Source organism: Maribacter spongiicola (genome assembly GCF_004364165.1).
Lineage (GTDB): Bacteria > Bacteroidota > Bacteroidia > Flavobacteriales > Flavobacteriaceae > Maribacter > Maribacter spongiicola.
In genome coordinates, this window is sequence record NZ_SOAY01000016.1 from 79,814 (window position 1) to 105,868 (window position 26,055).

The window sequence follows — 26,055 nt, forward strand, 5'->3', positions numbered from 1 at the left end:
CATCTAAATAGTATTTTTGTAATACGCTGATGAATCAATTTGGCGTATACATAATTCTATTGCTATGAAACAATACCACGACCTTTTAAAACATGTTCTTAATGAAGGAAACCAAAAAGGTGACCGCACAGGAACAGGAACTAAAAGTGTTTTTGGGTATCAGATGCGTTTTGACCTCAGCGAAGGTTTCCCTATGGTCACTACTAAAAAACTGCATTTAAAATCTATCGTATATGAGTTACTTTGGTTTCTGAAAGGTGACACCAATATTAAGTATTTACAAGAAAACGGTGTTCGTATTTGGAACGAATGGGCAGATGAAAACGGAGATCTAGGTCCGGTTTATGGTCATCAATGGCGAAATTGGAACGATGATGAAATCGATCAGATTAAAGAAATAGTTCATTCTTTAAAAACCAATCCTAATAGCCGAAGAATGTTAGTGTCTGCCTGGAACCCTAGTGTATTGCCAGATACTTCTAAATCATTTTCTGAAAATGTGTCTAATGGTAAAGCTGCTTTACCTCCTTGCCATGCATTCTTTCAATTTTATGTTGCAGACGGCAAATTATCTTGCCAATTATACCAACGTAGTGCAGATATTTTCTTAGGTGTACCGTTCAATATTGCATCTTACGCATTGTTTACCATGATGATGGCTCAGGTATGCGGCTATGAAGCTGGCGATTTTATTCATACTTTCGGAGATGCCCATATCTATAACAATCATATGGAGCAGGTTGAACTGCAACTAAGTAGAGAACCTAGAGAATTGCCTAAAATGAAAATGAATCCTGAAGTGAAAGATATTTTTGATTTCAAGTTCGAAGATTTTGAATTGGTAGATTATAATCCGCATCCTCATATAAAAGGGAAAGTAGCTATTTAAACTATGAAATTAAAAGCATCTCTTTTACTTATCGTTTGTACTTTCATTTCAATGAATTGTTTTTCACAAGACGATTCTATTTATTTTCCACAAGAAGAAATAATAATTGATGAGTGTGCAGATGCTCTAGATAAAAATGATTGCTTAAGTCTTAAAATTGAAAATGAAGTTCTTGATGTATTAGAAGGTTTATTAAAAAAGAGAAATCAGGAAATCGATACTTTAAAAACAAGGATAACTTTCGAATTAATTAATTTAAATCAGATCAATGTTGAAAGAATTCATACTTACATCAATGATAAAAAACTGAATAAAAAATTCTCTAAAGAACTCAATCAAAGAATTGCTGAATTGCATGTTTTAAGAGTCGATAACAAAAAACCTATTAAGAATAGACCAAAATACAGCTTGAATTACGATTACCTAACAAACGATAATCTATTAAAAAAAATTCCTCTAGATAGTAGTTCTATTTTCAAAGGTGGTGTTATTGAAGAAGTGCCTTTATTTCCAAATCAGACAAGGGTAAATGATTTAACAGATAGAAAAACGTTTAATATCCTAATGCAACTTCATATAGGTTCTAACTTTGTTTATCCAAAAGAAGCCTTAGAAAAAAAGATCAGTGGCAGAGTAAGTATCATGTTCACTATTGACAAAGAAGGTAATGTTGGTGACATTAAAACAAAAGGTCCTGCACCAATTTTAGAAAACGAAGCTCGAAGAATTATTTCATTACTGCCAAAATTTCAAATAGGAAGCCAAAATGGTGTACCTAAAAAAGTACCATACTCCATTCCTATTAACTTCAAGCTTTGATAGTATCAATTTCTTAATTTATCAGGTTAAAACGGATTGATCATTTTTAGTTAACTTTCCATAAAAATTGTTTTCATGGTCAGTACTGATACGTTCTTAGATTTCTTTTTAGAAACCAGAGAGCATACCGAGGCTATTTGCAAGCCTCTAGAAATTGAAGATTATGTGGTACAACCTATCATTGACGTCTCTCCACCAAAATGGCACCTAGGTCATACGACTTGGTTTTTTGAAGAATTCATTCTTAAATCATACGATAAATCTTATACAGTTTTTGATGATGATTTCTCGTTTGTATTTAACAGCTATTACGAAACCGTAGGTAAACGTGTGGTACGTGCAGACCGCGGTAATTTGTCTAGACCTTCAGTAAATAAGGTGTATGAATATAGACATTATGTGACTCAAGCAATGAAAAACTTTCTAGCATCTAATGAAGACAGCACATTATTAGCCGTTCTAGAAATTGGTATACATCACGAAAAGCAACATCAAGAATTACTACTTACAGATATTAAATATATTCTCGGAAACAACCCGTTACTACCTAAATACTCAGACACTTTTAAGGAATTCACCATTGAGAAAGACACTCAAAGCTGGATTTCTATGAGTGAAGGAATTTATGAGATAGGTCATAATTCTACTGACTTCTGTTTTGACAATGAATTAGGAAGACACAAAGTATATCTTCATGATTATCAAATATCGAATAAACTCGTTACCAATGCCGAATACATTGAATTCATTAAAGCAGGCGGATATAACCGTTTCGACCTTTGGCATGCCGCTGGATGGGATTGGGTACAGCAAAACCAAGTAACAGCGCCATTATACTGGCATGAGATTGACGGCGTTTGGCATTGCTATAGCCTTAATGGATTAACTGAAGTTGATTTAGATGCGCCTGTTACCCATGTTTCTTATTTTGAAGCATTTGCCTTTGCTCAATATAAAGGATGTCGCCTACCTACCGAATTTGAGTGGGAAGCCGCTCAGGAACAATTTAACTGGGGACAACGTTGGGAATGGACAGAAAGTGCCTACCTACCCTACCCTAATTATAAAAAAGTTGATGGAGCTTTAGGTGAATACAACGGCAAGTTTATGGTAAACCAAAAAGTACTCAGAGGCAGTTCTATTGCAACCCCTAACAAACATGCAAGACACACCTATCGCAACTTTTTTCCAACCGATTTAAAATGGCAGTTTACCGGAATAAGGTTAGCCAAATAAATACGACAGATTACGCATGCAAGACACAAAGACGACAATTACCAGTATAAGTGATTTTGAAAAAGAAGTTTCCCAAGGCTTGACAGATAACCCCAAGCACTTATCTTCAATGTATTTTTACGACAAAAAAGGAGATAAGCTTTTTCAAGATATTATGGCAATGCCAACGTATTATCTTACCGATTCTGAATATGAAATTCTTGAGAACAATAAAGAAGAAATCTCAAATCTGTTTACTGGTTTTGAATCCTTCGACTTAATTGAACTTGGTGCTGGAGATGGAAAAAAGACCAAGATTCTATTAAAAGAATTCAGCGACCAAAAAATTGATTTTACTTATGTACCCATTGATATAAGTGACAACGCATTAAATCAATTACAGCAATCTATTGAAATAGAACTACCTGATGTACAAGTTCAACCTTTTCAAGGCACATATTTTGAAGCGCTTAAAGAAATAAACAGTCGTGAGAACAGAAAAATAATTTTGTTTTTAGGTTCTAATATTGGCAACTTGGAGCATGAGCAAGCTGTTGTTTTCATGAATAAGATTCAACAGCTAATGCAACCTGAAGACCTCTTATTTATGGGGTTTGACCAAAAGAAAAATCCGCAAACGATTTTAGATGCCTATAATGACAAAGAAGGGGTTACTGCAGCATTCAATAAAAATGTTCTTGCAAGAATAAACACCGAACTAAATGCAAACTTTGATTTAAAGCAGTTTTTACATTGGGAAGTCTATAACCCCGAAACAGGAACCGCAAAGAGTTATTTAGTTTCAAAAATTGAACAAACTGTACACATTAAAAATTTAGAGCTGACCGTCGGTTTTAAGCAATGGGAGACCATACACACCGAAATTTCACAAAAGTACGATGATGAAATAATTACTTGGCTTGCGAAAGAATCTGGTTTAAAAATGACGACTTCGTATGAATCAACAGCATATGGTTATAAAAACTGTGTCTTTAAAAAAGCTTAGATGCTACTACCAAATAGTATAAAAAAAGCCTGCTATATAAAATAGCAGGCTTTCTATATTTCAGTATTATTTCTATTACAATTCTAATACAGCATTCTCAGAACCAGCGAAATCATTCCATTGGTAACGATCAGCCTCACCATCGTTTACATATTCTCCGTCAACAATGTATTTGAATTCAAATGAGTTCTCTTTTGGAAGATCAAAAGTCCCTTTAAAAGAGCCATTCTTTTGTTTCTTCAATGCGCTCTTTTTTGCGTTCCAGTTATTGAAATCGCCTACAACAGCTACTTTTTTTGCATCGTCTGTAGGTACCGTAAAAGTAACCTTACATACTGGCTTAGTTTTTAAATATTTTTTTGCAATTGCCATGATATTAAGTTTAATATTTAAAGCAAAACTAGCATAATAAAATACTCATTTACAACACTTAAGCAATTTTTATCAAATCCTTAATATTTATGCTTTTTATAGATGTTCAACGAAATTTAACCCTACAAAATTACTTAATTGTGAATAGCTACTTTCCTGTTTTTAAGATTTTTACAATTGCATCTATTTCTGCTTCGGTATTATAGAAATGAAAACTTAAACGAACTCCGTCGCCTCTTTGGGCACAAAACACGTCATTGTCTATTAGTTTTTGATAAGTAGCTTCGTTTGCTTTGATATTAAAAATGGTACTATGCTGCTTTCTCCCCGTAACAGCATCAGATAATAGTCCTAACTTTTGAAATTCTGACTTTCCCTTTTCTGATAAATTACGGTTGTGTTCTGTTATTTTATCCATCCCTATTCTTTCAAAAAAATCTAGAGAAAACTTTAAACTTCCAAAAATTAGCGATGACAGATGGCCCGGCTCGAATTTCTTAGCAAATCTAATTTCATCTTTTTTATCAAAATCTCCGTCGGCAGCATTAAAGCCAATATTATTTATTGCGAACTCATTTTTAACTTGATCTGAAAACAACATAAATCCGTTACCATAACCAGCCAATAACCATTTATAGGCACTAGCACCTAAAACATCAATACCTGAATTATCAAAATCAAAGCTAGTACTACCACAAAACTGGGTACCATCTACAATGATGATTAAATTAGGATGCTGTTTTTTTAAATCTTTCAAAAAACCTAAATCAATGGCAAAACCATCAAGCCACTGCACCAAGCTTAAAGCAAGTACATCGATTTTCTGATTTGATATTGTTTCTTGAATACGCTCTTCTAAATCAGCAGACATAGCTATATAGGAGACCTCAAAATCTCTATTCTCAAAACTCCAATTAAGAGAAGGATAATCATTCTCTACAAGTAGCACCTTTTTCTTAGAATTCAATCCTTCTAACAACACATTAAGTCCTGATGAAAAATTGCTAACCAATGCTACGTTCTCTTGTTTACAATTAAAGAACTTACCAACGCTTGTACGCGTATCTGAAATCACTTTTAAAGATTGTTCGCGCATATCGCTACCATCTACTAAAAAGTCTAGATCATGCTCTTGCCGCCATTCTAACAGAGAATCATACAGCAAACCATACACAGCGGTGTTCGCATAAATACCTTTTCTTAATACCGGGAATTCTTTTCTAAATTTTTCCATTGATTATAGCGTATAATACATTTCCTGTATCTTTATACCAAAGATAGGAAGAGTATGTTTTCTAGAAATAAAAATACCTCCAAATTAGATTTAGAGCAGCATGAGCTATTAGAGAATGCTCAAAAAAGGATTAAACAGAAAAAACGCCTTTATACACATTTCGTAGTATTTTTAGTTGGTAGTGTTTTCTTGGTGCTTATCAATAAAATATTGAAATACGGACAGGAATATAATTGGTTCGTTTGGGCAATTACCTTTTGGGGATTTCTATTTGTTCTACACATTTTCAATGTTTTTGTCACCAATAAATTTATGGGTAATGACTGGGAACGTTCACAACGTGAGAAATTAGTAGCGAAGCAAAAGAAACGCATTGCCGAAATGGAAAAAGAGATTGAACAGGAAATAAAACTACCTACCGCAATTGAACCTGAACCTAAAAAAAAATTACTTTGAGCACACTTATAATGATAGCTGCGGCAGCAGAAAACAACGCCTTAGGCAAAGACAACGATTTGCTATGGCATTTACCAGATGATTTTAAAAGATTTAAAAACTTAACGTCCGGTCATAAAATTATCATGGGGAGAAAAACATATGAAAGTTTTCCTAAGCCCTTACCGAACAGAACTCACATTATTATTACCAGAGATAAAAATTACTCGGTAGACTATGATGAGTGTATTGTAGTGCACTCTCTTGATGAAGCTATAGACTTAGTTAACAATGAAATTGCCTTTATAATTGGTGGTGGAGAAATTTACAAGCAAGGAGAAAAACGTTCTGATAAAATAGAACTTACCCGTGTGCATGCCACTTTTGAAAATGCAGATACTTTCTTTCCTGAAATTGACGAAAACTATTGGATGTTAACGCAGCAAGAATTTCATCCTACAGACGAAAAACATAAATTATCTTTCACTTATTTGACTTACGTTAAAAAAGAAAATACGCTTAAAAGTCTTTAAAAGCTACGCTTAAATTTAACTGTGGCATATTTAAAATACTAGCCAGCACTTTTTCATTGCCATTGGTATAAAATTGATGTAAACCTTGTTGTGTAGCACCTGTTAACAATTCATTTTCCTCTAAAACCGTTTTCGTTTGTCGCGCCACTGCTTGACCAGAGTCTATAATAGTTACATTCTCTGGTAACATTTTTTTCAATAATGGAATTAAATATGGGTAATGGGTACAGCCCAATACCAAATAATCCATCCCCTTTTCGAGCATAGGTTTTATATAACCTTCTAATAACTGGTATAATTCATCGCTCTGTAGGTTTCCGTTTTCGATCATCTCCACTAAACCGGTGCCTCGTTGTTCTAACACTGTTATACCGGCAGCATGATTTTTTGAGGTACTATGAAACAGACTACTCGATAAGGTCCCCTTAGTAGCTAACACACCCACAATTTTAGTTTTGGTATTTATAGCCGCAGGTTTTAGTGCCGGCTCAATACCTATAAAAGGCACATTATAGTTCGCCCTTAAATAATCGATGGCGTTTGTCGTTGCCGTATTACAGGCAACGACTATAATTTTACAACCTTGGCTTAATAAATATTCAGTATTCTTTATACTCAGCTCTAGTATTCGCTCTTTAGATTTTTCACCATAAGGCGCATTCTTACTATCTGCCAAATAAATACAATTTTCATTTGGCAAAAGTTCTTGTATTTCGCCCCATATAGATGTGCCGCCAATACCAGAATCAAAAATACCTATTTGCCTATCATCCATATTATTTAAACACCTCTGTTATAGGTTTACCGGTTGTACCATTAGGAAAAGATATACCTAACAACGCTGAAATGGTTGGTGCAATATCAGGAATCTCTGTTCTGTTAAATGTAGAACCCGGTTTTATTCCCATACCATAAAACAATAACGGTGCATGTGTATCATAAATTTGTGGTGAGCCATGTGTAGAACCGGTAGAACCATAAGAAATAAAACCTGGCTTCAACACTACCAATACATCACCTGATCGCTTTTGGTTATAACCGTTCTGCAATATATAAGGTATACCAGAAGTATAGTTAGTACTCCACATATGATTGGCAGTATATACTCTATCTATAGCATCGTAATCTAAAATTTCTTGTGCTATTTCAACTTGAACTTCTGCCAGACTTAAATCTAGATTTTTTACAATTTTATGATCTAAGAATATTTGATCGTTAGAATAGTTTTTAACTATATCTTCTGTACCATACTTATACTGCAAAAACTCGGCTAACCTCTTTTTATTCGCTACTGTTTCTATATAACCAGATGGTATTTTTACACTCTTTAAATACGTTGGCACTTCAATAGCCGCATGATCTGCTGTTAAAAACAACGTATACTGCCCTTCTCCTACATTCTTATCTAATGCCTTGAACAATCTTTCTAAATCTGCATCTAACCTTAAATAAGTATCTTGAACTTCTTTAGAATTCACCCCATACATATGCCCAACATAATCGGTACTTGAAAAACTTACCGCAAGAAAATCTGTAATATCATCTTTACCCAAACCTTCTTGCTTTAATGCTTCTATAGCAAAATCTGCAGTTAACGAATTACCAAAAGGTGTAGCCTTTATAATATCAAAATCTTTGGTCTTGTCTAATAATGCCGGAGCATTATGAGGGAATGAGGTTGTAGATTCTCCTTCAAATTTTCCTTCAAAAAGGTTATTATCTGTTCCACTTTCTCTATACTCCTTGATATCTTTTAACGTATTCCACTCTCTTTTATATGATTGTGCCGTACCTGATGAATTGAAATCATTAACCCATTTGGGTAGCTCGTTCATGTAATAAGAACTTGTTATCCAATTCCCTTCATTTGCACCATGAAACCAATACGCTGCATTAGCCGTGTGCCCACCAGGTAAAACTGCACCTCTGTCTTTTAGAGCAATGGCAATGGTCTTACCTTGCATTTGGTTATTTAAGCGTAACTCGTCTGTTAATGTCGTAACCCCCATACGGTGCGGTGACATTTGCCCAGCATCTGAAGTTGTACCTACCGAAGTGTATGAATCATCGCCGGCACAATACACACTTTTATCTATTTCTTTATCGTACCAATTGTTACCGATAATGCCATGTACTGCTGGCGTGGTGCCTGTATATACAGAAGTATGCCCTGGGCCTGTACTTGTAGGCGCATAATTAAAATGGTTGTTCTTGCAATTAAAGCCTTGCTCTACAAGTCTTTTAAATCCGTCATTTCCAAAATGATCATAAAAACGGGTTAGATAATCATATCGCATTTGGTCTACCACAATACCAACCACCAATTTTGGCTTCACCCGTAATAAATCGTCGGTCGTATTATCTTTGTTTTTCTTTTGCGCTGTTAAACTACTTGTCAACAACAATGTAACCATCAATAATGATGTACTTAAAATTATTTTCATTTTGATACTGGTGAGATTGAAACGCAAAAGTAAATAATTTCGACGTTTAAAGTTTAAACGGAGGTTAAATCAAGTCCTTTATTGTTATTTTTACGATAAGAAATTTATTTGTAAAGAATGAACTATTTAGCATCTGTAGGAAGCTATGCAATTATGATCCGAGAGGTTTTTAAAAAACCTACGAAATGGAGAATAATGAAATCACTTATTTTTAAGGAAATAGATGAGCTAATCTTTAGCTCATTGGGTATTATTATATTCATCTCCTTTTTTATAGGTGCCGTTGTAGCTATACAAACTGCCCTCAACCTTACCAACCCATTAATACCGAGAAACCTTATTGGTTTCGCGACAAGGCAATCTGTAATATTAGAGTTTGCACCTACGTTCGTTTCTATAATTATGGCTGGTAAAGTGGGATCATATATTACATCTAGTATCGGTACCATGAGAGTTACCGAACAAATTGATGCGCTTGAGGTAATGGGTGTAAACTCATTAAATTACTTAGTATTCCCAAAAATAATTGCAATGCTATTTTACCCTTTTGCAATTGCAATTTCAATGTACGTCGGAATATTCGGTGGATGGATGGCTGGTGTTTTCGGCGGATTCTTAACTAGTGAAGATTTTATAACCGGACTACAAACAGATTTTGTACCCTTTCATATCGCTTATGCATTTGTAAAAACATTGATTTTTGCCTTTGTAATCGCTACAATACCATCGTTTCATGGATTTTATATGCGAGGTGGAGCTTTAGAGGTTGGGAAGGCAAGTACGACAGCGTTCGTTTGGACGAGTGTTGTAATTATCATACTCAACTACATATTAACCCAACTTTTACTAGGATAATGATAGAAGTACGAGATATACATAAATCTTTTGGTGATGCTCATATTCTTAAAGGGGTTACCACCACATTCGAAAAAGGAAAAACCAATTTGATCATTGGACAAAGTGGATCGGGCAAGACCGTATTTCTCAAATGCCTTCTAGGACTATTTATTCCCGAAGAAGGTGGCATTGCCTATGACGGAAAATTATATACCGATCTTACCAATGACGAGAAACGCGATTTAAGACAAGAAATGGGCATGGTATTTCAAGGTAGCGCTCTATTTGATAGTATGACGGTTGAAGGTAATGTAATGTTCCCTTTAGAAATGTTTACCAAACAGTCTAAATCTGAAATGAAAGACCGTGTAGATGCTGTTCTAAAAAGAGTTAATCTAATTGATGCGCATCATAAATTCCCTTCTGAGATTTCTGGTGGTATGCAAAAGCGTGTAGCTATTGCTCGTGCCATAGTTATGAATCCGAAATATCTTTTTTGTGATGAACCTAATTCTGGTCTTGATCCTAAGACTGCTATTCTTATTGATGACCTTATCAAAGAAATTACCGAAGAATACAATATTACTACCGTAATTAATACTCATGATATGAACTCGGTAATGCAAATTGGGGAAAAAATAATTTTTCTTAAAGACGGACTCTTAGAATGGGAAGGTACCAAAAACGAAATCTTTAAGACCGATAATGAAGCGGTGACAAATTTTGTATATTCATCTGACCTTTTTAAAAAGGTACGTCAAATGTATATTCAAGAACAAAATTAACCCTTCTCTGTAGGCACTTCTTTAATCTGAATATTCTTATTACTTAGTCTTAGACGTAACCAATCCTGTAGCTTGGTCATATCTTTAACCGTTTCTGCTCTTTTAGCTTCCTTCTTCCAGGTCACCTCAAACAATGGTATACTATCCGTTTTGGCAAAATCTGTTGAAATCAAATAAGCATAACCTATTCGTTCTAAATTTTCATAATTTGTTTTCGCCTCTAGACTTATTTCTTTGAAAGGAATCTGATTTGATGATATCTGATTTAAACGTACCAATTCACTTTCTAAAAGCTGAATTTTCTCATCTTTAGTGGTAAGAATACTTTTCTGTGACTCATAAAGCTCATTAACATATTTGAGCTCATTTGCTTCGTCACTTTTAGAACCTTGAACAATGCTAAGTTCAGTTCCTTGCAATTGTTTGTACTCAGCCATTTGGGCACGCCAAGTAGCAATTACGTTATCTGGTATACCGTCATTACCCATGAAAACCAATTCTATTTTAGACTTACCTTCAGCATCATAATCTACCTCACTAAAATCTTTCAAAAATTTACCTTCACCTGCGAATTGATAAGGCACTATTTTCTCTGTTATAAAAGTTTCGGCATCTCTATTGAATAACGATTTTTTGAAAACGCTGTAAAAAGTAAATCCCGCAGGTATCATTACCAGTATAGCTAATAAAGATGCTAGTCTACCTATTAATTTTCTTCGCTGCGAATTCACATAGCGAACCATAGGAAATTTTAATAGCTTAATAACCAAGAAGGTTGCAAGAGCTATAAATATGGTATTGATAATAAACAGATACATCGCACCAGATGCATAATTCCAATTACCGATTGCCAGACCAAAACCTACGGTACATAATGGCGGCATTAACGCTGTTGCAATAGCCACACCGAAAATAACACTAGCTATTGTACCTTTCTTAGCACGAGCAATAACCAATGCCAACCCACCAAAAAATGCAATTAAAACATCTCTAATATCAGGTTCGGTTCTTGCCAAAAGTTCTGAAGACTCATCTCTAAGCGGAAAAAACCTGTAGAATAAATAGGCTGTTATTACACTCAAAACTACCATTACGGCAAAGTTCTTCAATGATCTTTTTAGTGTGTCAATATCATTTATTGCCACAGACATACCAATACCTAAAATAGGACCCATCAAGGGAGAAATTAACATCGCACCAATAACTACAGCAGTAGAATTGGCGTTAAGACCAATAGATGCTATAAAAATAGAACAAATCAAAATCCAAGAAGTATGCCCCTTAAAAGGAATATCGGCAATAATAGCTTCTTTCGTCGCCTGCTGATCTGTGTTGGTTCTAATATCCAACAGCTCAGAAAGAAACGTTTTAACACTACCCAAAAGACCTTGAAAATCTTTTTTTACTTCTTCACTACCACTACCCTCATTACTATTAGGGGTAATGTTATCTTGATTAAGATTGTTCTCCATATTTAAGCGAATTCATCACCAAAGGTATCTTTTACCTTATTTAAAACTTGTTTGATATCTTGTTCCTTTGTTTTTGGGTATATCAAAAGTACCTCATCTTTATCAACTATAATATAATCGTTAAGTCCGTCTACAACAACTACTTTACCAGCTTTAGACCTAATCATATTACCATTAGCGTCTTCCGTCAATACTTTAGCATTTACTATAGCATTCTTATTCTCATCTTTATCAAGCTTGTCGTATAACGAACCCCAAGTACCTAAATCATTCCAATCAAAAGTTGCTTCTTTAACGTAAATAGCTTCTGAATTTTCCAATATGGCATAATCGATTGAGATATTTTCTGCCTTAGGATAGTTTTCTGATATAAATTTCTTCTCATCATCGGTATTGTAACACACTAAACCATCTCTAAACAATGCGTATTGTTTCGGTTGAAAATTTTGAAATGCGTTAACAATTGTCTTTGCACTCCACATGAAGATTCCCGCATTCCATAAAAAATTCCCCTGTGCTAGAAAATCCTTTGCAGTCTCGTAGTCTGGCTTTTCTCTAAACTGATTTACTTTTTTAATTTGTGCTTTATCTGCCTTATTATATTCTATATATCCAAAACCTGTATTAGGAAAAGAAGGTTTTATACCTAACGTACATAGCACATCTTCGGTTTCGCATTTTTTAAAACAAGCTGTAACATCTTTTGCAAATGCGTCCTCATCTTCAATCCAATGATCACTTGGTGCCACGATCATAACTGCATCTTCATTCATTTTCTGAATCTTCATAGCAGCATACAAAATACATGGTGCTGTATTTCTCATTGTTGGTTCAAGAACTACCTGTTCTTGTTTCACCATTGGCAATTGCTCTAACACCAAATCATTATATCGTTCATTGGTAAGAATCAAAATATTCTCGGTAGGTACAAATTTGTTCAGCCTCTGAAATGTTTTTTGTATAAGGGTATCACCTGTACCCAACATATCATGAAATTGTTTCGGATTGTCACTTGTGCTTATTGGCCAGAATCTAGATCCTACTCCTCCTGCCATTAAAACGGCATAATAATTTTTGTTCATGTCAGCTTTTTATTAATTCCACTTCAGCATTAGGTTGAAACAGAAACATCCTACCTGAGGATAATTCTACACATTCATAACGCTTAGTTCGTTTATTTCCTTTTTTAAATAATTTACCATTATAGATGCGAAACACACACCCAATCGGTAATTCGTAAACGTAAGTTTTTTCCGATTGTTGTTCATCGAATTGTTTTAAAGCAATAGATAATTGGGCATCGGTACTACTACTTGCCTTCGGATTCTTAAAATGTCTAGCCAATAAGGGTAAAAGCTGTGAAGGAAATATCTCTGGTCGTATAAAGGGTAGCATTAAATGCTGAAAGGTTTTTTTCCATTCTAAACCATGTGGCTTAATATGTCGACCATATTTCTCAAACGCCATTAAATGAGCAATCTCGTGAATTAAAGTAATTAAAAACCGGTACTTATTTAAAGACGCATTGACCGTTATTTGATGATTACCATCTTTTCGCCTTCTATAATCGCCATGCCTTGTAACACGCTCATTCACGATTTTTAAATGAACCTGACTAACTTTAATTAGCTCATAACATGGACTAACCGCCAATTCTGGAAGATATTTAGCTAACGTTTTTTGCATTTTTACGGTGTACTACTACTTACCTGTAATATTTTACCATTATATAGCTTTTGACCTTTCAAGGCAAATTCCATTATATATTCAGCCATTTCTAATGCAGTAACAGGAGCTTTATAACCAGGAAAAGCTTCTTCTAACATTTCTGTCTGTACCGCACCTAATGCGAGTGCATTGAATGCCGGACCTGTTTCTTTAAATTCCTCAGCTAGTAATTCTGTTAGTGTAAGAACTGCCCCCTTACTCGAACTATATGCCGAAAGACCTGGAAATTTTGCACTGCCTTGAATACCACCCATAGAGCTAATAGTAAGTACGTGACCATAAGTATTCATGAATGGCACCACCAACCTTGTCATAGCCGCAACCCCAAAAACATTCACATCATATACCACCTTAAACTCTTCTTCTGTCAATTCTAAAAAAGGCTTATTAATCAGCTTGCCCGCATTATTTATAAGTGCTATTACATTACCCTTTTTATCTTTTAAATAATTAAATAAATTATCTCTATCTACTACCGAAGAGACGTCAAAGGAAAATGTCTCAATATTTTTATGGTTAAGGTTCTTAATCGGTTTTTCATTTCTAGACAGCGCCAAGACTTTATAACCGGCATCGGCCAACAACTTACTCAATTCAAAACCAATTCCCCTACTGGTACCTGTTACAATTACGTATTCCATTAATTATATTTTACTTCTTTTATTGGTGCATTAATAATACCTTCTAGCATAGGGATGGCTTCATTTACAACTGTTGACATAAAATTATAATCCATCAACGATACTTCATCGCCTACTTTATGATATTCACCGAAATTTGTAAAGTCAAAAGAGCTATATGTTTGCGAAGGCACATTGAACTCATCGTGAAAAGGAGCATTATCTGATCTTCTAAACAAATTGAACTCTTTTGCTTTCGGAAGAAAACCTACTAAATTTTTATGCGCGTACGAATTACTGATGTCTGCTAAATTTGACAACTCATAACCAGTTAAATAAAGACTATGATCTTTATCGACCATAGGTACACCTACCATTTCGAAATTTAGCATGGCATATAAATCAATATTTTGAGCCTTTAATTTTGAAGCCAAATGCTTAGAACCTAGCAACCCCTTTTCTTCAGCCGTAAACAATGCGAAAATTATATTTCTCTTATTCCCTTTCAACTTGCCAAAGTATTTCGCCAATTCTAAAACTGTGGTTGTACCAGATGCATTATCATTTGCACCATTCGCAATTGAATCATCTCCACCGCCACTTATTAAACCGATATGGTCATAATGTGCACCTATAATAACAAACTCGTTTTTCAACTTTTCATCATTACCTGGTAAAAAACCAACTACGTTATAAGCTACGCCATCGTTATAATTTTCTAAAGTATCTCTGTATGATGTAAAATAAGGTGCGATTCTATTCTCTTCAAATATACCTTCAATATAATCGGCTGCCATTGCAATACCTTCACTGCCTGTATCTCGACCCTGTAGCTTATCTGAAGTTAAAAACGTCATAATTTTTTCAATGTCGCCTGGAGTGGTATGCGCCTTCAGCTTTGAGGATTTCATATTAACTTTACCATCAGAACTTTCAACCGTACTACTACGTAAAACCGTTCCTTTTACTCCCTTCGGATTTGTAGGATTCAAGACTGTTGATTGATCAACTTTCGCCCCACCACAACTAAGAATCAGTGTACTGAGAAGTACTAAGCTTAAATATTTCATAACAAGGATACATTTAGAATATAAAGATAAAAAAAAAGCATCCCGATGAAAGGATGCTTTTCTAATTCTATTTTTAAAATCAATTTTCTATGCTAACATAGTAACCGGATTTTCAACAAAATATCTTAATGTCTGAAGAAATTGAGCTCCAACAGCACCATCAACAGTTCTATGATCACAAGCAAGCGTCAATTTCATTGTATTGCCCACTACGATTTCACCATTTTTAACAACCGGTTTTTCAACAATTGCCCCAACCGAAAGTATTGCTGAATTTGGCTGGTTGATAATACTAGTAAATTCAAGTATACCGAACATACCTAGGTTTGACACCGTAAACGTACTGCCTTCCATTTCTGAAGGAGCAATTTTCTTATTACGTGCCTTACCTGCTAAATCTTTTACGGCACTACCTATTTGCGTTAAACCTAATAGATCGGCGTGTTTTATAACTGGCACAACTAAACCCTCATCAACAGCAACAGCAACACCCATATGAATGTGCTTATGGTACTTTGTAGTTTCGGCACTCCACGAAGTATTAACCTGAGGGTGCTTTCTAAGTGCCATTGCACATGCCTTTAATATCATGTCATTAAATGACACTTTGGTATCTGGCAAGCTATTGATCTGTGCGCGAGATTCTTTTGCATTATCCATATCTACCTCAATGGTAAGATAGAAATGTGGAGCATTAAATTTAGAATTACCTAATGCCTTAGCTATCGCCTTACGCATATTAGAGTTCTTAACCTCTTCGGTACCTTCTTCACCAGATGGCAAAGCCATTGATACAGGTTGGGCAGCGATTGCGTTATCAGCTTTTACACTTGCGGTAGCTGCTGGAGCAGAAACAGCGGCGGCACTTGGTGTATAATTTTCTATATCTTTTTTTGTAATTCTTCCATTATCACCAGAACCAGAAACTTTAGCCAAATCGATACCCTTATCGGCAGCGATTTTTTTAGCTAAGGGAGAAGCAAAAATTCTTTCACCATCGACCACCGAAATTGAAGCCTCTTTATTATCAGAAGTATCATCTGATTTTTTATCCTCCTTCTTAGTTTCGATTGCAGCACTCTTTTTACTTCCGCCTGATTTGTTATTTAAAACAGCATCGATATCTGTACCTTCTGGACCTATAACTGCCAACACAGCATCTACAGGTGAAGATTCACCTTCTTGTATTCCTATATATAATAGTTTTCCATTATAGAAAGATTCAAATTCCATCGTAGCTTTATCGGTTTCGATTTCTGCTAATATGTCACCTTCTTCAACATCGTCACCAACTTTCTTCAACCATGTTGCCACAGTACCTTCTTCCATGGTATCACTTAAACGAGGCATTTTTACAATTTCAACTCCCTCAGGAATTTCACCAGTACCATTCGCTTCTTCATCTGAATCTTCAGTATCAACTTCCGCTTCAGATGATTTATCTTCTGCAACAGCCGCACCGCCACCCAACAAAGCTGAAATATCTTCACCTTCATCACCGATAATAGCCAAAAGACTATCTACAGGGGCAGTATCACCTTCTTGAATACCAATGTGCAACAACGTCCCCTCATTAAATGATTCGAACTCCATCGTTGCTTTATCAGTTTCGATTTCGGCTAATATATCTCCTTCTTGAATTTTATCTCCAACGCTTATTAACCATTTAGCTACGGTACCCTCTTCCATGGTATCGCTTAAACGGGGCATATTTACTACTATAGCCATCTAATTAAAATTTATGTTCAACAAATGGAAAATCCTCTTGTTCGTAAACCATATCGTATAATTGGTTTATAGGTGGATAATCTGATTCTTCTGCGAACTTCTCGCACTCCTTAACCATTGATTTGACATTTTTGTCAATTTCCTTGATTTCGGCTTCAGTTGCGTAATTATTTTCTTTAATAATATCCAAAACCTGAGTAATCGGATCTATTTTCTTATACTCTTCAACTTCATCTTTCGTTCTGTAATGCTGTGCATCTGACATGGAGTGACCTCTATATCTGTATGTTTTCATTTCAAGAAAAGTTGGTCCACCACCACTACGAGCTCTTTCAATAGCTTTACTCATTTCTTGTGCAACCGTCACAGGGTTCATTCCATCGACCGGTCCACAAGGCATTTCGTAACCTAAACCTAACTTCCAGATTTCTGTAGAAAAAGATGTTCTAGCCACAGAAGTACCCATAGCATAACCATTATTTTCACAAATGAAAACAACTGGCAATTGCCATAGCATTGCTAAATTGAATGTTTCATGTAATGCTCCTTGTCTAACAGCACCATCACCCATATAACATAGGGTAACATTATCTCTACCAGCGTACTTATCACCAAATGCCATACCTGCACCTAATGGAATTTGCCCACCAACGATGCCATGACCACCATGAAAACGGTGCTCTTTAGAAAAGATATGCATAGACCCGCCCATACCTTTAGAAGTACCGGTAACTTTACCATAAAGCTCAGCCATTACCATTTTAGGATCCACACCCATACCAATTGGCTGAACGTGATTTCTATAAGCCGTTATCATACGGTCTTTGGTTAGATCCATTGCATGTAGTGCACCAGCCAATACAGCTTCTTGCCCATTATACAAATGTAAAAATCCTCTTACCTTTTGCTGAATATATACAGCAGCCAATTTATCCTCAAATTTTCTCCAAAACAGCATGTCTGCATACCATTTCAAATACGTTTCCTTGGTGATTTTTTTCATCAATTTTAACTAAAGGTTTAAAATTCTATATTGATAACAGAGGTATTATGACCTATGTATACTAGAGCAGCAAAAATACACATATAAATGAATCGATAAAAATATTAGAAGCAAATCCATTCAGAAATTATACGCTTAACAAATAAACTATATAACGTGTTTATTTACAATACTTTTTGCAAGAAAAATTAATTTAAAAAACTACTGTTGAAACCGAGCGGTAGTAGATCTGCTAAAGAATTACACTCTATAACACTACCTGTTTCTCCCATCAATAAAATTTTAATAGGTTCGCCTTGCCTAAATTCATACTCAGAAATCGCCTGCCTACAATTACCACAAGGTGCTGCAGGCTCACTTACTTCATGATTTAAAGATGCAGCCGTAATCGCAATTGCTTTAATTTTCATTCCTGGATATTTCGCACCCGCATAAAATACAGCTACCCTTTCTGCACACAAGCCTGAAGGATATGATGCATTTTCCTGGTTATTACCTTCTATAACTTCTCCGTTTTCCAACAAAACGGAAGCACCAACATTAAAACTTGAATAAGGCGCATAAGCTCTCTGTCTTGCACTAACAGCAGCTGACATTAATTTTTGGTCATCAATTTTCAGTTCATTGAACGAATCATATACCGTAATATCAAAACTTATTTTCTTTTTGTTGACCATATTTTATTTAAATGTTTCAATCTACAAATATATATCTGGTGACTATATAAATTTACCATTAAAAAAATTACCGCATAAAAAAACCTGCAATCGCAGGTTTTTTTATTCTTAAAATATATTTTTAATCTTAATCGTTGTAAAATTCTTCTCCTAAATTAAAGGTTAGAGAAAAACGGAGCGTATTCTCTAAAGGATTTCTAACCTGAGAAGTCGAGAATAAATAAGATAAATCTACTTGCGCCGCTTTAAATTTAAAGCCAGCACCTAAGGTAAAAAACTTTCTAGACCCTTTCTCCTCACTTTCATTAAAATAACCCGTTCTAATCATAAAGGCATCTTGATACACATATTCTGCACCTAAAGCCCAAGTAAATTCTTTTAACTCTTCACTAAAACCATCTGGTGCATCAGAGAATGAATTAAAAATACCACTGAACCCGCTTTCGTTCTGGTAAATATCATTATCCGCAGCATCTACATCACCATCACCATCATAATCTTGTGGTGTAGGCACAAGCAACTTGGTAAATTCTGTTGTAATACCGATTACATTGTCTTGATCTAAAATAAAATCAAACCCACCACCAAAACTTAACTTACTAGGTAAGAAATTTTCTTGTCCGCCAGCATCATACTGAATTTTCCCCCCAATATTAGAAAGATTGAAACCTGCTCTCCATCTACCATCAAAATTATTATAAGCTATTTCATTGGACCTATAGTAACCAGCTACATCTACTGCAAAAGAGCCTGCAGCTTGAGAATCTTCTGTACCGTTTTGAGGCAATCTTAAATTAGACCTAATGTATCTACCACCTACAGCCATAGAGAATGTGGGACTCAATTTTAGAGAATACGAACCATCTAGCGCCAATTCATTTGGTTTAGCAATCGTACCTGGGTCATTTGCAAATTGTCTTAATTCTATTTCACCTAAAGTAAAATATCGTAAACTCATTGCAAATGCACTCTGGTCATTTAGTTTATTATAAAAACTAGCGTTCAATAATGAAATATCGGTAATTATACTTTCTAGATAAGGAGTATAACTAACACCTATACCCATTTTACGTTCTGCAAAAGCGAACTTAGCAGGATTCCATTGTTGGGAAAAGGCATCTGTAGAAGTTGCCACACCCATGTCTCCCATACCTGCAGACCTTGCATCTGCTGCAATTGTCAGAAAAGGTACAGCTGTGGTAATAACACGTTGATTATCTTGTGCAAATACTTTACCTACGATTAATACAAAGAAAATTATTGAGATTTTTCTCATTTTAAAATGGTTCTTTAAATTTTTAAAGGTGAAATATAGTGATTACCCTATTTCAAGCTTTAATATTTTACATGTAAACGCACATTTTCCCGTTATCTTGCATGAATCTTAAGTTTTTTATAAGATTTTATTTTTCATCACACACTAAATGTTCTTTCCTTAAATTAGAATACACAATAATAACAGTTTTCAAAGCTTTCAAAAAGAAATATTCAAAACCATACTAATTAACCGTTTTAACCGTTTACCTAATTAAGCGAGCTCAAATTTATTGACAGTTCGATATGAGATTTTTAAAATTATTTTTAATTGTAAAATAATCTCATAAAAACACCGTTCTATTGAGCGAAAGTGACAAACAAATTAAAAGAAATTATAGTATCATATTCTGTAGCGACCAAACTACTATAGTTTATGTAAATTGAACTCAAGTCCTAATTATGAAAAAACATTTAATAAAAGTTGTACTCTCATGTACGGTATTAGTAGGAGGTTTTACAGTAAGTAGCTGTTCTAAATCCTCATCTGGAAAAAATACCTCTAGAGCTACAGGTTGGAAGATAAATGCCAAAGAAGGTGGTTTTCAATACAATACCGACTTTAAAGAGCAAGAAACCGCTCCGGGTTTGGTATTTGTTGAAGGTGGTACATTTACTAAAGGTAAGGTACAAGATGATGTAATGCATGATTGGAACAATACCCCAACTGCACAACATGTACAGTCTTTTTATATGGATGAGACTGAGGTAACTAACGTTATGTATCTAGAATACCTTGACTATTTAAAAAGTGTTTACCCTCCAGAAAATCCGAAATACACTAATATCTATGTTGGTGCTTTGCCTGATACTTTAGTATGGAGAAACAGATTAGGTTTTAACGAAACCATGACAAATAATTACCTGAGACACCCAGCATATGCAGAATACCCTGTTGTTGGTGTAAACTGGATTCAGGCAACTCAATTTGCAGAATGGAGAACTGATCGTGTAAACGAGGTAATGCTTGAAAGAGAAGGCTACCTATCTGAAGACGCAAAATACCAAGCGGCTACAGGTGAAGTTCAAGGTACCTTTAGTACTGAAGCTTACTTAAACAGACCAGAATCTGTTTATAACGGACAAATTGATTCTCTTCAAGGTAAAATGAAAAAAGATAGCACGTCTACTTTCGCAAAAAGAAGTAGCGGTATTATTATGCCAGAATATCGATTGCCTACTGAAACTGAATGGGAATATGCTGCTCAGGCTCAAGTTGGACAAAGAGAATATAACAATTACAGAGGTAGAAAAAAATATCCATGGGAAGGTGATTACACTCGAAACGGCCAACGTGTTGGCAGAGGTGATCAATTAGCAAACTTCAAACAAGGTAAAGGTGACTATGGCGGAATCGCAGGTTGGTCTGATGATGGTGCGGATATTACAGCTCAAGTAATGTCATATAAGCCAAATGATTTAGGTCTTTATGATATGGCTGGTAATGTTGCCGAATGGACTGCCGATGTTTACCGTCCAATAGTTGATGACGAAGTAAGTGATTTCAACTACTACAGAGGTAACATCTACATGAAAACCGCAATAGGCGAAGATGGTAAAGTAAACATCTTAAGAGATTCTATTGTTTATGATACTTTGCCAAACGGAAAAGTAGTCGCAGTAAACTTACCAGGTGAAATTAAAATGGTACCTGTTGATGAGGAAGAAACGTATTTAAGAACAAATTTCTCTTCTAGTGATAACAGAGGGTACAGAGATGGTGATTCGGGCTCTTCAAGATTTTACAACAGATTTAATGACGGTGAAGAAGAAGATCCAAACAAAAAAATGTACAACTCTCCTAAACATTCTGTAGAAAGAGATTCATTAGGAAATCTTGTTAAAGGTTTTGACGTTTCTAACAACAGAACTACATTAATTAATGATGAAGTTAGAGTATACAAAGGTGGTTCTTGGAGAGATAGAGCCTACTGGTTAGATCCAGCTCAAAGAAGATACTTGCCACAATACATGGCTACTGATTACATTGGTTTTAGATGTGCAATGTCTAGAGTTGGTTCTAAGTCAAAAACAAAAAACAAAACAGTTAGAGGAAAAAAAGCTAAATAATATTTCTCTTTACATACTAAAAAAAGCTCCTTTCTTAAGGGGCTTTTTTTTATCTTCGATTTTATGAAAATTCAAGATTTACATTCCGCTTTTTTAGCGAACCCTTCAATCAGTACAGATACCAGAAAAATTAAAGCGAACGATATATTCTTTGCTTTAAAAGGAGACAATTTTAATGGTAATACCTATGCTCAAAAAGCTCTTGATAGCGGAGCAAGCATTGTCATTATCGACGAAGAAGAATATCTAATTGATGATAGAACAATTCTTGTAGAAGATGTTTTGACAACTCTACAACAGCTTGCAAATTTTCATAGAAAACAATCTAAAGCGCAAGTTATATGTCTTACCGGTAGTAATGGCAAAACCACCACTAAAGAACTTATTAATGCCGTTTTAAGTACCACTTACAAAACTATAGCTACTAAGGGCAACCTCAACAATCATATAGGTGTTCCATTGACATTATTGACTATAGAACCCGACACAGAAATTGCCATTATAGAAATGGGCGCAAATCACATTAAAGAAATCGAATTTCTTTGCAAAATTGCGGAACCAGATTATGGGTATATTACTAATTTTGGAAAAGCACATTTAGAAGGCTTTGGAGGTGTTGAGGGCGTTATTAAAGGAAAAAGCGAATTATATGAATATCTAACCTCTCATAATAAGAACATTTTTTTAAATGCTGACGACCCTATTCAAAAAACTAAGCTAAGCACTTACACCAAAAAACTTGGTTTTAGTTCTACGGATTCTAAATACTATACTATTAAACTGGCAGAGGCTCAACCCTTTGTTCACCTATTAGTAGAAGACATTCGTATGGAGACTAATTTAATTGGTGCATATAACTTCTCGAACTGTTGTGGTGCAATTATTATCGCAAAATATTTCAATGTGGAGTTAAATGACACAAAAAAGGCGCTTGAAAAATATACTCCGGATAACAATAGATCCCAGATATTAAATAATAGGGGGCACTATATTGTTTTAGATGCCTATAATGCCAACCCTTCTAGCATGAGTGTTGCATTAGAAAACTTTCATTCTTTAAATAAGCAACGAAAAGTTATAATTCTGGGTGATATGTTCGAATTAGGCGAGTCTGCAAAAGAAGAACATCAAAATATTTCAGATTTAGCCACTGGCCTAAATTTTGAAGAACTAATATTGGTTGGAGAGAATTTTTATCTAACTGATTCAATCGCCATTAAACTAAAGAATTTTGAAGAATTGAAATCTCACCTAACTAAAAACCCATTACACCCTAAATCTTCTATATTGATTAAAGGTTCTAGAGGAATGGCTTTAGAGCGTGTTTTAGATTTGATTTAAATATATAAATCTTTTTGTGGGATATACTGGATTCGAACCGGTGACCTCTGCCCTGTCAAGGCAGCGCTCTAAACCAACTGAGCTAATATCCCGTTAAAACTTTAAACAAGTCTGTAAAGATACTACTTATCCCATTTTAATTAGAAGCGATACTATAAAATTGTTTTGAACTAAAAATAATCTAGTAATACTACAACGCCATTATAGGAAATTACACAAGAAAAGAAAAGTGCAGCAAGGAGCCCTAAATTAAGCCAAACCCCCGCCTTATAATTGTTCATTAATTTCTTGTTATTTATAAGAAGAATTATCCCTAGTATCACCAATGGCAAAACAAACACATTAAAAACTTGCGATAAAATCTGCATTTCAATAGGGTTTGCCCCATAAACAGGTACAATTAAAGCAAACACACAGGCAGTCGCCGTTATAATTCTAAATTGTTTTGAATTGGTATCTAATTCACCCGATTGATAATCTGCCAACAATATCGGTGCAATTAACAAACAAGGAAATATTGATGATAAACCCGCACTTAGGGTACCAAAAAAGAACAGCGTAAGCGCAAATTTACCTGCGACAGGTTCTAAAGTATTCACCATATCCAATACTTGGGTTACTGGTTTCCCTTGATGAAACAATGCTCCGCATGCCACAGCCATTACAGATGCGCTTATCAAGAACACCAGCGTAGCCGCAATTAACGCATCTTTCTGTTGTTGCGAACGATTTTTTATAGTCCACCCTTTTCCTTTTACAAAAAGTGGGCGTGAGAGAAAAGTTGCGGCCGCCATTGTGGTACCCACAAAAGCCGCTACCATCATTTGACCACCTTCCACTTTCGGGATTGTTGGTACCAACCCTTTCACAATCTCAATAGGTAAAGGATATACCATAAACAAAGAAATGATAAATGAGAGCCCCATAATCGTGACAAAAATGACAAGTATTTTCTCAAAAAAGGCATATTTACCAACCATTAAAAACCCATAGAATACAACTATTACGACAATAGCTATTGACAATACCGCTTCATATTTAAGGTCTTTTAAACTTGGAAAGTATATTAGAAAAATCTCATAAATGATATTGGCAGAAATACCTAAAATACCCATTAAGGAATTCCACTGACCAAATGAAATACCTAAAACTATTAGAATGGCAATTAACTTACCGCATTTTAAATGTTTCTTAAATGCATACAGTGCTGTTTCGCCGGTAACTAATGCGAAATTTCCGTATGCATACATTAATAAACCCGAAAAAACACAACTTAGAAGAAGCACCCACAAAAGTTGCATGCCGTATGTACTACCAGCTACGATCATTGACGTTACGCTACCCGTACCTATGGTGTAGCCTATGGCAAATATACCTGGTCCGAAAGCGAGAACCACCGCCAATATTTTTTTCCAGATTGATAATTTATTTGGCTTACTCATCTATTTGTTCTTTAACTACATGTGATGGAAAAAGTAAAACTAGCGCAGTATTTTTTTATTCAATTTATTTGAACACTTATTGTAATAATTATATTACTTAATAGAAATAGATCAAGTATTTTACTTTTACAGAAAGCCTATTATGAATTACAGCATATAGTTTAGATTTTTTTGCGATAGTTCTTTAAGAGTATTCGAGTAAAAAAATTAAATATTATAACAGTATTGGTAAAGGTTTTTGAAATGCACTTTCATTTTCTCTCGTGCTAATTGCGGATTTTGATCATTAATTGCATTAAAAATATCTTGATGTTCTTGAATACCTTTAAAGGCCATGTCTTTATCACAAACATGGTATTTTTCAAAATTGGTCAATATCTCCGGTATAATAATCAGCATGAATGTGTTTAAAGTACTATTACCACTTGCCTTAGCTATTGCTAAATGAAATAATAAATCTTCTTGAACAGCGTCTTCTGCATTATCTACTTTCTGCTTGTAAGCATCTAAAGATTTTTTTAATCTTTTCAAGTCCTCTTTTGTTCTCCTTCTAGCAGCCAGTCTAACCGTTTTAAGTTCTAACAATATTCTAGTTTCAACTAAAGATTTAAAATCTGGCTCTTCCAATCTTAAAATTTCATTGACCATACCGTTCATAGCGATCTGCCCAATATCTGCTACAAAGGTTCCGCTTTGTGGTTTTGAAATTAATATTCCGTAAAACTCTAATTTTTGAATCGCCTCACGAACACTTGTTCTACTAACTCCAAATTTATCTGAAAGGGATCTCTCGGAAGGCAATTTATCACCAGGTTCGAGATTTTTATGATTCATTAAATCTCGAATCTGAATTACAATATCATTTTGTATTTCTTGGTTTTCGGTCCTTGTGAGGATTTCTATTTTCATATATAGCTTGTCATTAATAGAAAAATGATTAGTAAAACAGTTTGCTGAAAATTAGTAACACAAATTAACAATTGTGTAAAATTAGCTTTCAACGTATTATTACTCAGTTCTA

25 protein-coding genes and 1 tRNA gene are annotated in these 26,055 nt (G+C 34.8%); 10 read left to right on the top strand and 16 right to left on the bottom strand.

The window, feature by feature from the left end; genetic code table 11:
- Positions 1 to 64: 64 nt before the first annotated feature.
- The 4 genes from CLV90_RS18045 (at position 65) to egtD (ending at position 3,929) form a co-directional block, all read left to right on the top strand.
- On the top strand, positions 65 to 889 hold the full coding sequence (locus CLV90_RS18045) for a thymidylate synthase (protein ID WP_133688912.1): 825 nt from the start codon (positions 65 to 67) through the stop codon (positions 887 to 889).
- A gap of 3 nt (positions 890 to 892) precedes the next feature.
- Positions 893 to 1,708, top strand: a complete 816-nt coding sequence (locus tag CLV90_RS18050) for an energy transducer TonB (RefSeq protein ID WP_133688913.1) — start codon at positions 893 to 895, stop codon at positions 1,706 to 1,708.
- 75 nt (positions 1,709 to 1,783) lie between these two features.
- A complete protein-coding gene (gene egtB, locus CLV90_RS18055; protein WP_133688914.1) occupies positions 1,784 to 2,944 on the top strand; it encodes an ergothioneine biosynthesis protein EgtB in 1,161 nt (386 codons plus the stop codon).
- A gap of 16 nt (positions 2,945 to 2,960) precedes the next feature.
- Positions 2,961 to 3,929 carry an L-histidine N(alpha)-methyltransferase gene (gene egtD, locus CLV90_RS18060; protein WP_133688915.1) on the top strand — a complete coding sequence of 323 codons (969 nt, stop codon included), beginning with the start codon at positions 2,961 to 2,963 and terminating at the stop codon, positions 3,927 to 3,929.
- 75 nt (positions 3,930 to 4,004) lie between these two features.
- On the opposite strand, the gene CLV90_RS18065 is transcribed toward egtD, so the two are convergent.
- Together CLV90_RS18065 and CLV90_RS18070 are read right to left on the bottom strand one after the other, a co-directional pair.
- Positions 4,005 to 4,301: an isoamylase early set domain-containing protein gene (locus CLV90_RS18065; RefSeq protein ID WP_133674658.1), complete on the bottom strand. Its 297-nt coding sequence runs from the start codon at positions 4,299 to 4,301 to the stop codon at positions 4,005 to 4,007.
- A 148-nt stretch (positions 4,302 to 4,449) separates the two neighbouring features.
- Positions 4,450 to 5,535, bottom strand: coding sequence for an aminotransferase class V-fold PLP-dependent enzyme (locus CLV90_RS18070; RefSeq protein WP_133688916.1), 1,086 nt, complete (start codon positions 5,533 to 5,535; stop codon positions 4,450 to 4,452).
- A 54-nt stretch (positions 5,536 to 5,589) separates the two neighbouring features.
- Between CLV90_RS18070 and CLV90_RS18075 the strand changes: the two genes are divergently transcribed.
- The gene (locus tag CLV90_RS18075; RefSeq protein WP_133688917.1) at positions 5,590 to 5,991 is read left to right on the top strand and encodes a 2TM domain-containing protein; all 402 of its coding nucleotides are present in this window, start codon (positions 5,590 to 5,592) and stop codon (positions 5,989 to 5,991) included.
- 11 nt (positions 5,992 to 6,002) lie between these two features.
- The gene (locus CLV90_RS18080; protein ID WP_133688951.1) at positions 6,003 to 6,503 is read left to right on the top strand and encodes a dihydrofolate reductase; all 501 of its coding nucleotides are present in this window, start codon (positions 6,003 to 6,005) and stop codon (positions 6,501 to 6,503) included.
- Here the strand turns inward: CLV90_RS18080 and murI are convergent.
- Positions 6,490 to 7,278 (bottom strand): glutamate racemase, encoded by a 789-nt coding sequence (gene murI / locus CLV90_RS18085; RefSeq protein ID WP_133688918.1) that lies wholly within the window; start codon positions 7,276 to 7,278, stop codon positions 6,490 to 6,492. The genes CLV90_RS18080 and murI overlap by 14 nt on opposite strands.
- 1 nt (position 7,279) lies before the next feature.
- On the bottom strand, positions 7,280 to 8,947 hold the full coding sequence (gene pafA / locus CLV90_RS18090) for an alkaline phosphatase PafA (protein ID WP_133688919.1): 1,668 nt from the start codon (positions 8,945 to 8,947) through the stop codon (positions 7,280 to 7,282).
- A 117-nt stretch (positions 8,948 to 9,064) separates the two neighbouring features.
- Here pafA and CLV90_RS18095 point away from each other — a divergent pair, with 117 nt between their 5' ends.
- Positions 9,065 to 9,802, top strand: coding sequence for an MlaE family ABC transporter permease (locus CLV90_RS18095; RefSeq protein ID WP_133674652.1), 738 nt, complete (start codon positions 9,065 to 9,067; stop codon positions 9,800 to 9,802).
- On the top strand, positions 9,802 to 10,569 hold the full coding sequence (locus CLV90_RS18100; protein WP_133688920.1) for an ABC transporter ATP-binding protein: 768 nt from the start codon (positions 9,802 to 9,804) through the stop codon (positions 10,567 to 10,569). The genes CLV90_RS18095 and CLV90_RS18100 overlap by 1 nt, the downstream gene beginning before the upstream one ends.
- On the opposite strand, the gene CLV90_RS18105 is transcribed toward CLV90_RS18100, so the two are convergent.
- From CLV90_RS18105 to porV, 9 genes are all read right to left on the bottom strand, one after another.
- Positions 10,566 to 12,041, bottom strand: a complete 1,476-nt coding sequence (locus tag CLV90_RS18105; RefSeq protein WP_133688921.1) for a DUF389 domain-containing protein — start codon at positions 12,039 to 12,041, stop codon at positions 10,566 to 10,568. The genes CLV90_RS18100 and CLV90_RS18105 overlap by 4 nt on opposite strands.
- Before the next feature lie 2 nt (positions 12,042 to 12,043).
- Entirely contained in the window at positions 12,044 to 13,123 is a 1,080-nt protein-coding gene (locus CLV90_RS18110) for a mannose-1-phosphate guanylyltransferase (RefSeq protein ID WP_133688922.1), read from the bottom strand.
- A gap of 1 nt (position 13,124) precedes the next feature.
- Positions 13,125 to 13,727, bottom strand: coding sequence for a SprT-like domain-containing protein (locus CLV90_RS18115; protein ID WP_133688923.1), 603 nt, complete (start codon positions 13,725 to 13,727; stop codon positions 13,125 to 13,127).
- A gap of 2 nt (positions 13,728 to 13,729) precedes the next feature.
- Positions 13,730 to 14,410, bottom strand: a complete 681-nt coding sequence (locus CLV90_RS18120) for an SDR family NAD(P)-dependent oxidoreductase (protein WP_133688924.1) — start codon at positions 14,408 to 14,410, stop codon at positions 13,730 to 13,732.
- Positions 14,410 to 15,459, bottom strand: a complete 1,050-nt coding sequence (locus CLV90_RS18125) for a M28 family metallopeptidase (protein ID WP_133688925.1) — start codon at positions 15,457 to 15,459, stop codon at positions 14,410 to 14,412. Before CLV90_RS18125 ends, CLV90_RS18120 begins: the two co-directional genes overlap by 1 nt.
- Before the next feature lie 87 nt (positions 15,460 to 15,546).
- A complete protein-coding gene (locus CLV90_RS18130) occupies positions 15,547 to 17,187 on the bottom strand; it encodes a pyruvate dehydrogenase complex dihydrolipoamide acetyltransferase (RefSeq protein WP_133688926.1) in 1,641 nt (546 codons plus the stop codon).
- A gap of 4 nt (positions 17,188 to 17,191) precedes the next feature.
- The gene (gene pdhA / locus CLV90_RS18135) at positions 17,192 to 18,190 is read right to left on the bottom strand and encodes a pyruvate dehydrogenase (acetyl-transferring) E1 component subunit alpha (protein WP_133688927.1); all 999 of its coding nucleotides are present in this window, start codon (positions 18,188 to 18,190) and stop codon (positions 17,192 to 17,194) included.
- Positions 18,191 to 18,378: 188 nt separating this feature from the next.
- Complete coding sequence (cdd, locus tag CLV90_RS18140) at positions 18,379 to 18,867, bottom strand: cytidine deaminase (RefSeq protein ID WP_133688928.1); 489 nt, start codon at positions 18,865 to 18,867, stop codon at positions 18,379 to 18,381.
- Positions 18,868 to 18,994: 127 nt separating this feature from the next.
- Positions 18,995 to 20,143: a type IX secretion system outer membrane channel protein PorV gene (gene porV / locus CLV90_RS18145; protein WP_133688929.1), complete on the bottom strand. Its 1,149-nt coding sequence runs from the start codon at positions 20,141 to 20,143 to the stop codon at positions 18,995 to 18,997.
- 440 nt (positions 20,144 to 20,583) lie between these two features.
- Here porV and gldJ point away from each other — a divergent pair, with 440 nt between their 5' ends.
- Together gldJ and CLV90_RS18155 are read left to right on the top strand one after the other, a co-directional pair.
- Positions 20,584 to 22,251, top strand: coding sequence for a gliding motility lipoprotein GldJ (gene gldJ / locus CLV90_RS18150; RefSeq protein ID WP_133688930.1), 1,668 nt, complete (start codon positions 20,584 to 20,586; stop codon positions 22,249 to 22,251).
- A 63-nt stretch (positions 22,252 to 22,314) separates the two neighbouring features.
- Positions 22,315 to 23,592: a UDP-N-acetylmuramoyl-tripeptide--D-alanyl-D-alanine ligase gene (locus CLV90_RS18155; RefSeq protein ID WP_133688931.1), complete on the top strand. Its 1,278-nt coding sequence runs from the start codon at positions 22,315 to 22,317 to the stop codon at positions 23,590 to 23,592.
- A gap of 17 nt (positions 23,593 to 23,609) precedes the next feature.
- Here CLV90_RS18155 and CLV90_RS18160 read toward each other — a convergent pair.
- The 3 genes from CLV90_RS18160 to CLV90_RS18170 all read right to left on the bottom strand — a co-directional run bounded on the left by CLV90_RS18160 (position 23,610) and on the right by CLV90_RS18170 (position 25,943).
- A tRNA-Val gene (locus CLV90_RS18160) sits at positions 23,610 to 23,684 on the bottom strand.
- A gap of 78 nt (positions 23,685 to 23,762) precedes the next feature.
- Entirely contained in the window at positions 23,763 to 25,034 is a 1,272-nt protein-coding gene (locus CLV90_RS18165) for an Nramp family divalent metal transporter (protein ID WP_133688932.1), read from the bottom strand.
- A gap of 207 nt (positions 25,035 to 25,241) precedes the next feature.
- A complete protein-coding gene (locus CLV90_RS18170; protein WP_133688933.1) occupies positions 25,242 to 25,943 on the bottom strand; it encodes a FadR/GntR family transcriptional regulator in 702 nt (233 codons plus the stop codon).
- Positions 25,944 to 26,055: the final 112 nt, after the last annotated feature.